Annotated in this window: 12 protein-coding genes and 1 pseudogene; 5 read left to right on the plus strand and 8 right to left on the minus strand. The window is 54.4% G+C overall.

What is annotated here, in order from left to right:
- Positions 1-16 precede the first annotated feature (16 nt).
- From ubiG to ACH5Y9_RS04120, 5 genes are all read left to right on the plus strand, one after another.
- Positions 17-724 carry a bifunctional 2-polyprenyl-6-hydroxyphenol methylase/3-demethylubiquinol 3-O-methyltransferase UbiG gene (gene ubiG / locus ACH5Y9_RS04100; RefSeq protein WP_171695846.1) on the plus strand — a complete coding sequence of 236 codons (708 nt, stop codon included), beginning with the start codon at positions 17-19 and terminating at the stop codon, positions 722-724.
- A 6-nt stretch (positions 725-730) separates the two neighbouring features.
- Complete coding sequence (locus ACH5Y9_RS04105) at positions 731-1,402, plus strand: HAD family hydrolase (protein ID WP_445368628.1); 672 nt, start codon at positions 731-733, stop codon at positions 1,400-1,402.
- Positions 1,393-2,121 carry an SDR family NAD(P)-dependent oxidoreductase gene (locus ACH5Y9_RS04110; protein WP_445368629.1) on the plus strand — a complete coding sequence of 243 codons (729 nt, stop codon included), beginning with the start codon at positions 1,393-1,395 and terminating at the stop codon, positions 2,119-2,121. The genes ACH5Y9_RS04105 and ACH5Y9_RS04110 overlap by 10 nt, the downstream gene beginning before the upstream one ends.
- A gap of 7 nt (positions 2,122-2,128) precedes the next feature.
- Positions 2,129-2,677 (plus strand): putative Fe-S cluster assembly protein SufT, encoded by a 549-nt coding sequence (sufT, locus tag ACH5Y9_RS04115; protein WP_033155276.1) that lies wholly within the window; start codon positions 2,129-2,131, stop codon positions 2,675-2,677.
- Between the two features lie 167 nt (positions 2,678-2,844).
- Positions 2,845-3,732, plus strand: a complete 888-nt coding sequence (locus ACH5Y9_RS04120) for a GGDEF domain-containing protein (protein WP_171695842.1) — start codon at positions 2,845-2,847, stop codon at positions 3,730-3,732.
- A gap of 40 nt (positions 3,733-3,772) precedes the next feature.
- Here ACH5Y9_RS04120 and ACH5Y9_RS04125 read toward each other — a convergent pair whose 3' ends face one another.
- The 8 genes and pseudogenes from ACH5Y9_RS04125 to ACH5Y9_RS04160 all read right to left on the minus strand — a co-directional run bounded on the left by ACH5Y9_RS04125 (position 3,773) and on the right by ACH5Y9_RS04160 (position 13,036).
- Positions 3,773-4,108: a winged helix-turn-helix domain-containing protein gene (locus ACH5Y9_RS04125; RefSeq protein ID WP_445368630.1), complete on the minus strand. Its 336-nt coding sequence runs from the start codon at positions 4,106-4,108 to the stop codon at positions 3,773-3,775.
- A 73-nt stretch (positions 4,109-4,181) separates the two neighbouring features.
- Positions 4,182-4,472: pseudogene (locus tag ACH5Y9_RS04130) on the minus strand (response regulator); the annotation flags it as partial.
- 24 nt (positions 4,473-4,496) lie between these two features.
- Positions 4,497-7,235: a DUF4118 domain-containing protein gene (locus ACH5Y9_RS04135; protein WP_445368631.1), complete on the minus strand. Its 2,739-nt coding sequence runs from the start codon at positions 7,233-7,235 to the stop codon at positions 4,497-4,499.
- Positions 7,232-7,822 carry a potassium-transporting ATPase subunit KdpC gene (gene kdpC, locus ACH5Y9_RS04140; protein ID WP_445368632.1) on the minus strand — a complete coding sequence of 197 codons (591 nt, stop codon included), beginning with the start codon at positions 7,820-7,822 and terminating at the stop codon, positions 7,232-7,234. The genes ACH5Y9_RS04135 and kdpC overlap by 4 nt, the downstream gene beginning before the upstream one ends.
- Positions 7,823-7,831: 9 nt before the next feature.
- Positions 7,832-9,943, minus strand: coding sequence for a potassium-transporting ATPase subunit KdpB (kdpB, locus tag ACH5Y9_RS04145; protein WP_445368633.1), 2,112 nt, complete (start codon positions 9,941-9,943; stop codon positions 7,832-7,834).
- On the minus strand, positions 9,940-11,772 hold the full coding sequence (kdpA, locus tag ACH5Y9_RS04150; protein WP_445368634.1) for a potassium-transporting ATPase subunit KdpA: 1,833 nt from the start codon (positions 11,770-11,772) through the stop codon (positions 9,940-9,942). The genes kdpB and kdpA overlap by 4 nt, the downstream gene beginning before the upstream one ends.
- Complete coding sequence (locus ACH5Y9_RS04155; RefSeq protein ID WP_033155269.1) at positions 11,772-11,861, minus strand: potassium-transporting ATPase subunit F; 90 nt, start codon at positions 11,859-11,861, stop codon at positions 11,772-11,774. Before ACH5Y9_RS04155 ends, kdpA begins: the two co-directional genes overlap by 1 nt.
- A 518-nt stretch (positions 11,862-12,379) precedes the next feature.
- Positions 12,380-13,036: a hypothetical protein gene (locus ACH5Y9_RS04160; protein ID WP_171695836.1), complete on the minus strand. Its 657-nt coding sequence runs from the start codon at positions 13,034-13,036 to the stop codon at positions 12,380-12,382.
- Positions 13,037-13,453 lie beyond the last annotated feature (417 nt).

Here is a 13,453-nt window from a genome sequence, read left to right on the forward strand (position 1 = left end):
TGAACAGGTTGGCATTATGACAGCGACAGAAAACGTACATCCTCACGAAATTCATAAGTTCGGCTCGCAAGCCGAGCGTTGGTGGGATCCGAACGGCGAATTTAAAACCTTGCATGACGTCAATCCTTTGCGCTTGCAGTTCATTCAGCAGTACGCTGATTTGTCAGGCAAGCGGGTGGTGGATGTCGGTTGCGGCGGTGGGATTCTTACCGAAGGTTTGGCGAAAGCCGGCGCGGATGCCTTGGGTGTGGATTTAAGCGAAGACTTGCTGGATATTGCCGATTTGCATGGCCTGGAAACCGGCGTCAACGCCAGTTACCGCAAAATCAGCGCCGAACAGCTGGCCGAAGAGCAGCCGGCCGGCTTCGACCATGTCACCTGCATGGAAATGTTGGAGCACGTACCGGATCCCGCATCCATCATCGCCGCTTGCGCAACGCTGGTTAAGCCAGGCGGCATGGTGTTTTTCTCGACATTAAATCGGGTGCCGAAAGCCTGGTTGCTGGCTATCGTCGCCGCCGAGCATGTGCTGAAAATGGTACCCAAAGGTACGCACGACTATAAAACCTTTATCAAACCTTCCGAGCTTGGGCAAATGGCTAGAAACGCCGGACTGGAACTGCAAGGGATGGTCGGTATCGAATACAGCCCCTTCAGCAAGCGCTTTAGTTTGGGTAAAGATATAGACGTCAACTATATAGCGGCGTTTCAGCGCCCCGAGTAACCCAGCATGACTGGATTTAAACTGGATTGCGTGCTGTTTGATCTGGACGGGACCTTGGTCGATACCGCACCCGATCTGATCGCCTGTTTGAACAAGACGCTGCTGGCCCACGGTTTTCCAGAAGCGCCGACAGAGTCAGTGCGGCCCTTTATTTCCCATGGCGCCATGCCGATGATCAGGCATTGCGTGAGTGTGGACGACAGCTTGGCTCAGCAGATGTTGGCCTTTATGCTGGACACCTACGAACAGAATATCGCCGAACACAGCCGCTTCTTCCAGGGGATTGCCGACAGTTTGGAAGCGATAGAACTACTGGGCCTGAAATGGGGTGTAGTCACCAATAAAAAGTCCCGATTTACCGTGCCCTTGATGGAGGCGATGCAACTCAGCGGCCGGGCCGCCTGCATTATCAGTGGCGATACCACCGCCAATAGCAAGCCGCATCCGGAACCGATGTTGGCCGCCTGCCGCCAAGCCGGGGTAGCGCCGGAGAATTGCGTGTACATCGGCGACGCGATACACGACATTACCGCCGGCAAACGCGCGAATATGAAAACCTTGGCGGCACTATACGGTTATTTGCAAAGCGACGATCAGCCCGACACCTGGGGTGCCGACGCCTTGATCGAACAGCCGCCACAATTGATGGAATGGATACACGCTAATTTATGTCATTAAGCAATAAAGTTTTACTTATCACCGGAGCCGGCGGCGGTCTGGGCGGCACGGCGGCGCTGGCTTTAGCCGGGCAGGGCGCGCAAATCATTCTGCTGGATAAAAGCATTCCCAAGCTAGAAAAAATCTACGATGCGATTGTCGCTGCCGGCGGTCCTGAACCGGTGATGTATCCCTTCGATTTGGCAGGTGCCAGTGAAGCGCAATACGAAGAAATGGCCGAAGCGATAGCGCAACGCTACGGCGCTTTGCATGGCGTATTGCATGCGGCCGTGGAATTTAGCGCCTATAGCCCCATCGCCAATTACAAAACCAAGGATTGGGGACATGCCTTAAACGTGAATCTCAGTGCGCCTTTCCTGTTGTGCCGGGTGTTGTTGCCTTTGCTGCAACGCAGCGAGCATGCTTCCATCGTGTTTATTTCCGATTCCTCGGCGCGTAAAGTCCAGGCTTATTCCGGTGCTTACGGCGTAGCGAAAATTGCGCTGGAAGGCTTAGCCGGCATTCTGGCTGCAGAACTGGAAGCAGCAGGAAAAATCCGTGTTAATACTTTGGTACCGGGACCGGTGGATTCACCTTTGCGGAAGAAAGCTTTCCCGGCCGAAGATAAAACCAGGCTGCCAAGTATGAACAGCCTGGACCCGCTGTATGTTTACTTATTCAGCGACGCCAGTATCGGCAAGACCGGTCAAATTATTGACGCCCAAACTTTCAAACCTTAAGAAACTTATGGCAGACAGAGAAGTTGTATTTTTAACCCGCGACGTCAACATCGTGACCATTCCGGACGGCAATCACGGCACCTTGAGTAAAGGTCAGGAAGTGACCATCCATCAGGCTTTGGGCAGCAATTACACCGTGGTGACCGATTACGGCCATATGGTGCGGATCGCCGGTATCGATGCCGACGCCCTCGGCAAGGAAACCCAGCATTTGCATACCCTAGTGTCGGAAACCGACAGCAAGGCGGTGGAAAAGAACTGTTGGGAAGTGATGAAAACCGTCTACGACCCGGAAATCCCTGTCAACATCGTCGATTTGGGTTTGGTTTACCATTGCAGCGCCAAGCCCAACGCCGATGGCGGCAACGATGTGCATATCCAGATGACCTTGACCGCGCCCGGTTGCGGCATGGGCCCGGTGATCCAAAGCGACGTGGAAAAATGCATCCGCGCCTTACCCGGCGTTAGTTCGGTTGATGTCGAAGTGGTGTTAGATCCGCCTTGGTCGCGGGAAATGATGTCGGAAGTCGCGCAAGTACAGTTGGGTTTGTTTTAAAAGTCGGCAAAGGTAGGCGGCGGCAGCTAAGCGGCGGAAAATTGCCGCTTGCTGAAGAAACCTGCGGTTGTTTGTGTTTAAGTTATTGTATTTTATAGCTATAAAATAATTGGCACGCTCTTGGCTTTATTCTCCTTGAAGTTTGATTCAAGACTCGGGGAACCGTCATGAGAGATAAAGCAGCCGATTTAGCGATAGTCAGTAATAAAACCTTTGAAGCGTCAACCGCTGTCAATTTGCATCACTACGATATCAGTAGTGCTTTGCAGACTTCATTGGAATTCAACGAGTTGATCGCCATTTTCTGCGACAAAATTCAAAATACCATTCCGCATAACGGCTTTGAATACATCAACGAAGATTTCGATTTGGAATTCAAACGCGGCGTGATGGCCCGCCACTCTTGCAGCTATGCCCTAAAAGTCGAAGAGCAGCAGCTGGGCGAGTTGAAGCTAACCCGCAGCAATCGCTTCAGCAAAGACGAATTAAAAATGCTGGAAAGCCTGTTGTGTTGCCTGATTTACCCACTAAGAAATGCCACCTTGTTTCAACAAGCATTGAAAATGGCGTTTACCGATCCATTAACCAAAACCAACAACCGCACGGCGTTTAACGACTGTTTGCTGCGCGAAATCAAACGTGCGCATCGTAATTCGCAGCATTTGTCGGTGATTTTTGTGGACGTCGATCACTTCAAGCATATCAACGACGATTACGGGCATGCCTGCGGCGATTTGGCTTTGTCGTCATTGGCCGGCTGGTTGAAAGACAGTGTGCGCGGCAGCGACGCGGTGTTTCGTTACGGCGGCGAAGAGTTTGTGATTTTGCTAAGCGATACCGACATCGACGGTGCGATGGTGATAGGCGAGCGCATCCGCGCAGATATTGAATCGCACACTTTGGCTTATGGCATGGACGTGTTGAATCTGACCGCCAGTTTGGGCGTTGCAGCCTTAAAGGGTAGCGATAGCCCGGAATCCTTGCTCAAACGGGCCGATGCCGCGATGTATCAAGCCAAACAACGCGGTAGAAACCGGGTAGAAGTGGGATATTGATTCGGTTTTCGCACTGCGGCCATCAGACGGCGATAGTCGCTTAAACCACTTTAAAGCGATAGCCCACACCCGACTCGGTCAGCAAATATTTCGGCTGAGTCGGATCGCTTTCCAGCTTTTGCCGCAATTGGCTCATGTAAATCCGTAAATAATGCGGATTTTCCTGATACGACGGCCCCCAAACTTCCTTCAAAATTTGCTGATGCGTCAAAACTTTGCCGGCATGCTTGATCAGCACGCAGAGCAAGCGGTATTGAATCGGTGTCAGATGAATGTCGTTGCCATCGACGCTGACTAACCGGTTGCGTAAATCCACTTTCAGCGCATCGACGATAAACACCTCGTCTTGTGTATGTTCGGCAGGCCGGTCTGGCATGCCGCAAAGCCACTCTTATGCGCGCCAACAGCTCGCCAAATCCAAACGGTTTGGTTAGGTAATCGTCCGCGCCAGCGTCCAAGGCGTCGATTTTTTGCTGTTCGTTACTGCGCGCCGACAGCACGATGATAGGCACGGCCGACCAGCCGCGCACACTCTTGATCACCTCGACGCCATCCATATCCGGCAAGCCCAAATCCAGAATCAGCAAATCCGGTTTACGCACGCCGGCTTCAATCAGGCCTTGTTTGCCGGTCTCGGCTTCGAATACCGCAAAGTCGTGCGTCGCCAGACTGGTACGCAAAAAGCGCCGGATCGGTGGATCGTCTTCGATCACGATAATGACGGGATGCGTTTTAGCCATGGCCAAAATCCAGTGGGATTAGGTTCATTCCTCCGGCTCCATAAGCGGAGGGGATTCGTCGTTGGGTAGCGCGAAGGTAAAGATCGCACCGCCCCCCGGTTTGTTGTTAGCGCGAATCCGGCCGCCATGCACTTCGACAATGGCTCGGCAAATCGCCAGCCCCAAGCCGACGCCGCTTTGCGCCGATTCATGACGGGCTTGGTAAAATTTCTCGAACAATTTATCCTCCAGACCTTTGGGAATTCCGGGGCCGTGATCGGCGACCGAAATTTCCATCGTATTGCCGACGTATTGGGCAAACACTTCAAGTTCGGAACCCGCAGCGGTATAGCGCACGGCGTTTTCCAATAGATTAATCAACACCTGCTCTATCATCACCGCATCGACAAACACCAATGGAATCCCCGGCGGCAGACTGACGCTGACTTTTCGGCCGGCCAGGTGTTTTTGCAAGCGCGTTAGGACGGTGCCGATAATTTCTTCGACAGGATGCCACTGTTTGTTTAATTCCACCACGCCGGCGTCGAGTCTGGCCATGTCCAGAATATTATTCACCAAATTGGCCATCCGTTCAGCTTCGTCATAGATGGCACGGCCGAGTTCCAGCCGGTGCTGGGCCTGTAAATGGCCTTCGTCTTCGACCAGGGCGCTGGCCGAGCCGATGATCGTCGACAACGGGGTCCGCAAGTCGTGAGAAATTGCGCTGAGTAAGGAGTTGCGCAGTCGTTCGGCTTCGATTTGCAATTGTGTCGATTTGGCCTGTTCGGCAAAGCGTAAACGAGCGACGGCCTGGCCGATTTGCCGCAAAAAGGTTTCCAGTAATTTTTGCTGCTCCGGCAAAAACACCCGGCGTAAATTGACCGGTAACAGCGCCAATACGCCGATGGCTTTGTCTTCGTCTTGAATCGGAAAATAAATCGCCGCGCTGCCGGGTAAGGTATGGGTGCCGTGCCCGGCCATTTCGTTGTGATCGTACACCCACTGCGCCACGCTCAAATCCGTGCCGCGCAAAGACTGAGGCAGGCTGTGTTGTTTCGGATAGACCAAACGTCCGGCCGGATTGGCAAATAAAATGACATTGCGGCTGCTAAATTCGGCGTATAGATGTTTAACAGCGGTCGCGACGATTTGCTGTTCGCTTTGCGCCACCGCCAGCTCCTTGCTCATAGCGTATAAGGCCGCGGCGCGGCGTTCGCGATGCGCGGCAACCTTGGCCTGCGCGCGGACGTTGACCATCAGATTGCTGATGACAAATGCCACCACCAGCATGGCCAACAACGTGATCAGATATTGGCTATCGGCTACCGACAGACTGTAGAAAGGCTGCACAAACAGCACGTCGAATACGCCGACGCTGAGCAAGGACGCCAACACCGACGGCCCGCGCCCGAAGTGGGTAGCGACAAATACCACGCCGAGTAAATACACCATTACCACATTGGCCAGTTCGACCTTGCCGAACAACATTTTACCTACTGCCGTGCAGAGCAAGGTAACCGCCAATGCCCAAAGATAGCCGCGATAGCGTCGGCGAGTTTTACTGGGGATGCGTTGCCGCAGGCCGGGCAGGGGTGATTTCTTGAATAAAGACAGCTCGGCTTCCAGTTCCTCGCGTTCGCCCAGCTGCGGGCTGCCCAGCAGGTAAATATTGATATTGTGGGCGTGGCTGATCAGCACATCCACCACCGAACCCAGCAGCCAGCGCCGCCAGCCGCGCCGGCTGGGCTTACCGACCACGATTTTGTTGATATTGCGCTCGCGGGCAAAGCGGATCAGCGCTTCGCTCATCTCCGGGGCGCTCAGTGTCACCGTCTCGGCGCCAAGCTGTTCCGCCAACCGTAATACCCGCAAAATGCCGTCGCGCTTTTCGGCGGGCAAGCGCGCCAATTCCGGGGTTTCCACATACACCACAATCCAGGCCGAACGCAGACTGGTGGCCAAGCGCTTGCCGGCTCTGACCAGGCGCTCGGCCAGCACATTCGGGCCTATGCACACCATCAGCCGTTCGTTGACCTGCCAGACTTCGCGAATGGCGTTGTCTTCACGATAATCCAGCATCTGCGCGTCGACGCGATTGGTGGTTTGCCGCAAGGCCAGTTCGCGCAGGGCAATCAGATTGCCTTTGCGGAAAAAATTCTGAATCGCGTGTTGGGCTTGCTGCGGCAAATAGACTTTGCCTTCTCGTAGGCGCAGCAACAATTCGTCTGGAGGTAAATCCACCAGCTCGACTTCGTCGGCATCCTCGAATACTGTGTCCGGTACGGTTTCCCAGATACGAATGCCGGCAATCTGCCCTACATCGTCGTTCAGGCTTTCCAGATGTTGCACGTTCAGCGCGGTATACACATCAATCCCGGCTTCCAGCAATTCGCGAATATCTTGCCAGCGTTTCGGATGGCGCGAGCTGGGGGCGTTGGTGTGCGCCAACTCGTCGACCAAGATGATGGCCGGCCGGCGTTTTAAGGCCGCATCAATATCAAACTCCTGCAACACGGCGCCTTTGTAGTCGATCTTGCGGGTTGGGAGGATTTCCAAGCCCGCCAACAGCGCTTCGGTGTCCGCGCGACCATGGGTTTCCACCAGGCCGACAATCACATCAAGATTTTCCGCGCGGCGTTCGCGTGCCGCCAGTAGCATCGCATAGCTTTTCCCGACCCCGGCGGCCGCGCCGAAAAAAATCTTCAGGCGGCCGCGTTTGGCCTTGGCTTTGTCGCGTTCGACGCGGGCCAGCAGTTGATCGGGGTCCAGGCGTGCTTCGTTCATGGTTGAGCAGTTTGCGCAGCGACGTCCAAAGCCAGATTTAAGCCTAAGACATTCACCCTGGGTTCGCCGAATACTCGCCATTGCCTTGGCTCGCTATGCGATTCGACCAAATCCCGAACGACACTTTCCGGCAACTTGCGCGCTTTGGCTACGCGCTTGATTTGGTAATGGGCCGCCGCAATACTGATGTGCGGGTCCAAGCCGCTGGCGGATGCGGTAACCAAATCCACAGGCACCAGAGCACTATTGTCCGGGTCGAGTTGCTGTAGTGCTTGAATGCGCAGTTTTACCGCGTCGCTCAAGGCCGGATTGGTCGGGCCGAGGTTGGAACCACCGGAGGCGGCGGCATTGTAAGGGTAGGGCGCGGTCGCCGACGGCCGGCCCCAAAAATAGCGGGCCTGGCTGAAGCTTTGACCGATTAATGTAGAGCCGACAGCTTGCCCTTGCGCATCTTGTATCAGGCTACCGTTGGCCTGAGTCGGATAGACGCTTTGCGCCAATAATGTTATTAGCGCCGGATAGATGACGCCGGTGAGGATGGTTAGCAACAGTAGCAGTGTTGCGGCAGGTCTGAAGTAGCTAATCATGTTTTTCTCCTACACCAGATTCATTGTTACCAGTATCAAATCAATCGCTTTGATGCCGATGAACGGCACGATTAAGCCGCCGACACCGTAGACCAGCAAATTGTTTTGCAACAGTTTTTCGGCGCCGAGCGGCTGATATTTGATGCCTTTTAAAGCCAGCGGGATCAAGGCGATGATGATCAGCGCATTGAATATCACCGCCGACAGTATAGCGCTGGCCGGGGTGGCCAAACCCATGACGTTCAAAACGTTCAAAGCCGGATAGGTGGTGGCAAATGCCGCCGGGATGATGGCGAAGTATTTGGCCACGTCGTTGGCCACGCTAAAGGTGGTCAACGCCCCGCGCGTCATCAGCATTTGCTTGCCGGTTTCGACGATCTCGATCAATTTGGTCGGATTGGAATCCAGATCGACCATATTCCCGGCTTCTTTGGCGGCCTGGGTGCCGCTATTCATGGCCACCGCCACGTCGGCTTGTGCCAGCGCCGGTGCGTCATTGGTGCCGTCGCCGGTCATCGCCACTAATCTGCCGTCAGCCTGATGTTGCCGAATCAAAGCCAGCTTGGCCTCCGGCGTGGCTTCGGCCAGAAAGTCATCGACGCCGGCCTCGGCGGCAATCGCCGCAGCGGTTAGGCGATTGTCGCCGGTGATCATGATGGTTTTGATGCCCATCTGCCGCAGTTCGATAAAGCGTTCCTTAATGCCGCCTTTGACGATGTCTTTTAATTCGATGACGCCCAGGGCCTGTTTGCCGTCGGCTACCACCAGCGGCGTACTGCCGCGCCGGGCCACGTCGACAACCATTTTCTGGATTTCGTCGGGAAAGCGGCCGCCTTGCTCGGTCACATACTGCTTAATCGCATCTTCGGCACCCTTGCGGATTTGCCGCATGTTTTCGCTCCCTCGCCCTTCGGGAGAGGGCTGGGGTGAGGGGAAATTGACCCCACTCATCCGGGTCTGGGCGCTGAAGTGGATAAAGGTCGCGCCCAGGGATTGCACGTCGCGCTCACGCAAGCCAAACTTTTGTTTTGCCAGCACCACGATGCTGCGGCCTTCCGGGGTTTCGTCGGTCAACGAAGCCAGTTGCGCGGCATCGGCCAGCTGTTTTTCGCTGATACCCTTGGCTGGTATGAAAGCCGCAGCCTGCCGATTGCCTAAAGTAATGGTGCCGGTTTTATCCAATAACAGTACATCCACATCGCCGGCCGCTTCCACGGCGCGGCCGGAGGTGGCAATGACATTTTTCTGCATCATTCGGCCGATCCCGGCTACACCAATAGCCGATAGCAAGCCGCCGATGGTGGTGGGAATCAAACACACCAATAAGGCCACGAGCACGGTGATCGAAATAGGGTGGCCCGCACCAGACGTTTCCACGCTGTACAGCGAGAAAGGCAGTAAGGTTACAGTAGCCATCAAAAACACCAGCGTCAGCGCTACCAGCAGGATGGTCAAGGCAATTTCGTTCGGGGTTTTCTGCCGCTTGGCGCCTTCCACCATCGAAATCATCCGGTCCAGAAAGGTTTCGCCGGGGTTAGCGGAAATCCGCACCACCAGCCAATCCGATAATACCCGGGTGCCGCCGGTCACCGAACTGAAATCGCCGCCGGATTCGCGGATCACCGGTGCGCTTTCGCCGGTGATGGCGCTTTCGTCCACCGAGGCCACGCCTTCGATGACATCGCCATCGCCGGGTACAAAATCCCCCGCTTCGATCAACACCACATCGCCTTTCACCAGGCTGGAGCCGGCGATTTTGGCGTAGTTACTGCCGTAACGCGGTTCATCCAGCTTTTTGGCGGCAATATCGCGCTTGGCGGTGCGCAAGAAAGCCGCCTGCGCTTTGCTGCGGCCCTCCGCGGCCGCTTCGGCGAAGTTGGCGAACAGCACGGTAAACCACAACCAGACCGTGATAGTTAAGATAAAACTTGCGGATTCCTCGCTATCACCGGCCAAAGCTTGCAGCCATAACAGCGTAGTGAGCAGGCTGCCCAGATACACGACAAACATCACCGGATTTTTCCATTGTTGCTGCGGCGTCAGTTTTTTAAAGGCTTCCCAAACCGCTTGCTTGAGCAGGTCCGAGTCGAATAAGGAAGAAGAGAGCGCTTTGTGAGTCATATGCTTACCTGCCTGGAAATCAAGAATGAGCGAGCATGTGCAACTGCTCGACGATAGGGCCTAAGGCCAGCGCCGGCACAAAGGTCAACGCGCCGACCATTAACACCGTGATAATCAGCAATACCGCGAACAAGGGCGTATGGGTGGGTAAGGTGCCGGGACCGACGGGTACATGTTTTTTCGCGGCCAGCGAGACCGGCGATGGCTAATACCGGAATCATCAGACCGTAACGCGATACCAGCATGGCCAAGCCGAGTAAGTAGTTATAAAACGGCACATTGGCCGACAGGCCGGCGAAGGCGCTGCCGTTGTTATTACCTGCCGAGGACAACGCATACAACACTTCGCTAAAGCCATGCGCACCGGGATTGAGGATGGATGCCTTGCCGGCTTCGGTCATCAAGGCTAACGCCGTGCCGCCCAACACTAAGAGCGGGGGAATTAAAATAATCACCGCCGCCATCTGCATTTCAAAGGCTTCGATTTTTTTGCCTAAATATTCCGGCGTGCGGCCTATCATCAAACCGGCGATAAACACCGCCACCAGCGCGAACACAATCATGCCGTACAAGCCCGAACCGACACCACCAAAGATCACTTCGCCCAGCTGGATCAACCACATTGGGATCATGCCTCCAATCGGCGTAAACGAGTCGTGCATGGCGTTCACGGAGCCGTTGGAGGCGGCGGTGGTCGCTACCGCCCACAGTGCGGAATTGACGATGCCGAAGCGGGCTTCCTTGCCTTCCATATTGCCGCCGGCTTGTTGATTGGACGCGGCTTGATCAACGCCCAAACTCGCCAGCGCCGGATTGCCGTGTTGTTCGGCTGGGACGGTGACGAAAACTAGCGCGACAAACACCAGTGCCATCGCCGCCAACAGTGCCCAGCCTTGCCGGCTATCGCCGACCAAAAAACCAAAGGTATGACACAGCGCGGCGGGGATTAACAAGATGGCGAGCATTTCCAAAAAATTGCTCAGCGGGGTAGGGTTTTCGTAAGGATGCGCCGAGTTGGCATTAAAAAAACCGCCGCCGTTGGTGCCAAGCTGCTTGATGGCAATTTGCGATGCCGCGGGGCCCAAGGCCAGGGTTTGTTCCTGGCTTTGTTTGATTTGAGTGACGGGTTGACCTTGTGCATCCAGAACAGCGTGTCCATCCGCATCAAGCGCTGGTGCCGAGTAAGTCAGCGGTTCTTGCAGCTTGACGGTGGCATAACGATCAAAAGTTTGCACCACGCCTTGCCCCACCAGGACGACGGCCAGCAGCAACGAAAGCGGCAGCAGGATATACAAGGTCGAGCGGGTCATATCCACCCAAAAATTGCCGATGCTGTTGGTGTTACGCCGGCTGAAACCGCGTATCAAGGCCACCAGCACTGCCATGCCGCTGGCTGCCGACAAAAAGTTCTGCACCGTTAAACCCAGCATTTGCGTGAGATAACTCATACTGGCTTCACCGGCATAACCTTGCCAATTGGTGTTGGTGGCAAAACTGATGGCTGTATTTAAAGCTGAGTCGGAGCTGATGGCCGGTAAGGCTTGCGGATTGAGCGGCAACAGGTCTTGGCAGGTTTGCAAGCCATAAACCACCAGTAAACCCAGCACGTTAAAGACCAGCAATGCACCTGCGTATTGCTGCCAGCGCATATCTTGCTGGGTTTGGATGCCGCACAGCCGATACAGCCCGCGCTCAAGCCCGGCAAACCAGGTATTGGCGACGATGGATTCGTCTTGATACACCCGTGCCATGTACGTACCCAGCGGCTTACTCAGCAGCAGTAAGGCCAGCAGATAGATAAAAATTTGTAGGAAGCCGGTTTCGTTCATCAGAATTTCTCCGGATAAAACAGCGCGACGACCAGATAAATAAACACCAGCAGCGCCAAGCCGCCGCTTAATAGATAAATCCCGCTCATATAGACCTCCTGCAAAGATGCTTAAGCATTTTTTAGACGGGCGAATACGTCAAACAGTCCAAAATTTTGGCGGTTTTGCCGCTGATCGCCTGAGTCACAATCTACCGATTGACGGGTAAAAATGTCGTAAAAATTCTTGGGATATTCGTTAAGAAAACATAAAACTCAATCGAATTTGTTGATCAAGAAGGCTTTTCTGTTGGGAAACTTGCTCTTGCTTTGGTGGGATTAATTCGGGATTGATGGCTGAATTGTTTTGCCGATTGATGGTGGTTCGTGGCCAAGGGCGCAATAGCCTGCGGGTATTGCGCCGTATGTAATTAACCCGGCCCTATTCATCGCTGATACGCCATTCGGGCTGAGCCCGGCGGAGCCCGAGGTGGTTGGCCCTGCGTTGGGGCGAACGGTAAAGGACCGGATTAATCAGCGCCGCCACAGGGCGAAATATGCCTTTGTCTATTGCCGCCCTGTGGATTTAGCCTTACTGTCTTGAAACGCGACGAATTAACCAGTGGCGTTTAACGGGACCAGCGTAATGCCTTGGCGATATTACGTCGACTGATGAAGCCTAAGCCGCTCAGCAGCAGCCATGCCGCGCCGGGAACTGGTACGGCCGAAATCGGCGAAGGAAGGCCCAGTTTGATGTTGTCAACCTGCGCATAGGTCGAGCTGAAGATAATTTTATTCAGGTTTTTGAAGGAATCGTTGAAATAAAGGGTTTCCAACGTATTTGTGGTCGCGTCAAGCAGGAATGACTGGCTGACGAAGCCGCCGGCTTGCGGGTAGCCATAAACAGAGAACTGCCGGCCGCTGGCAATGGTCCAAAACGACGCCGCGTCCATACTGAGTAAGTCAAACGAACCGCCATCCTGTTTTTCCAGTAAAAAGACGCTACCTTGATTGGTGACTACCCCGGAATACAAACCGACGCTGCCGGTCCAATAAGGGCTGGCAGGCATGATCGCGTAGAGGGTGCCACCGCTTAACTGGAATGACACCCCGGCCAGCGTGCTCAACTTGAAGCCGTCTTCCAGATAGGGTTTGGGCACTGAAATTTCGTGATTGGTGGGATGTAAAGCAATGCTGTTGAAATCGATGGTGGTGACGGCAGCATGGCCGGAGCTTGCCAAACCGGCAAGCAACATTCCGATCGCCGGAAACAGTGTCTTTTTCATTCAATTCTCCTAATTGTTTGGGGTGGTGACTGTATTGAGGGTTGAGTCTAACGAAGCCGATAGCTTGCGAAAACTGCACAAAGGGGTAGGGGAAAGGTAGAACTGATGATGCCGGTCAAACAGAATTTGTCCATTGACCAAGCGCATCTGCGATTTTTATATAAAAAATTAGGTGCTGGTCCTGCTCCGTAACAAGACGTTTGTTCTGGTAGCCGTGATCAATTATTGGGATCAATCGACGGTAATGTGTTCATCAAATGATTGAGACCACACTTCCCGTGGCTGCAACCGCATTTTATAGCGCGCCGTTGGCATGTAAAAACATCCGGAAGGCTATCACGAGATGTCCAGTGGTGCCGCAGGTTCTTGTGGCGGCACCGCTAAACTGCTTGGCGGCGCCTTCCTGCCCGCCGGATG

This window comes from Methylomonas sp. BW4-1, from assembly GCF_052474385.1.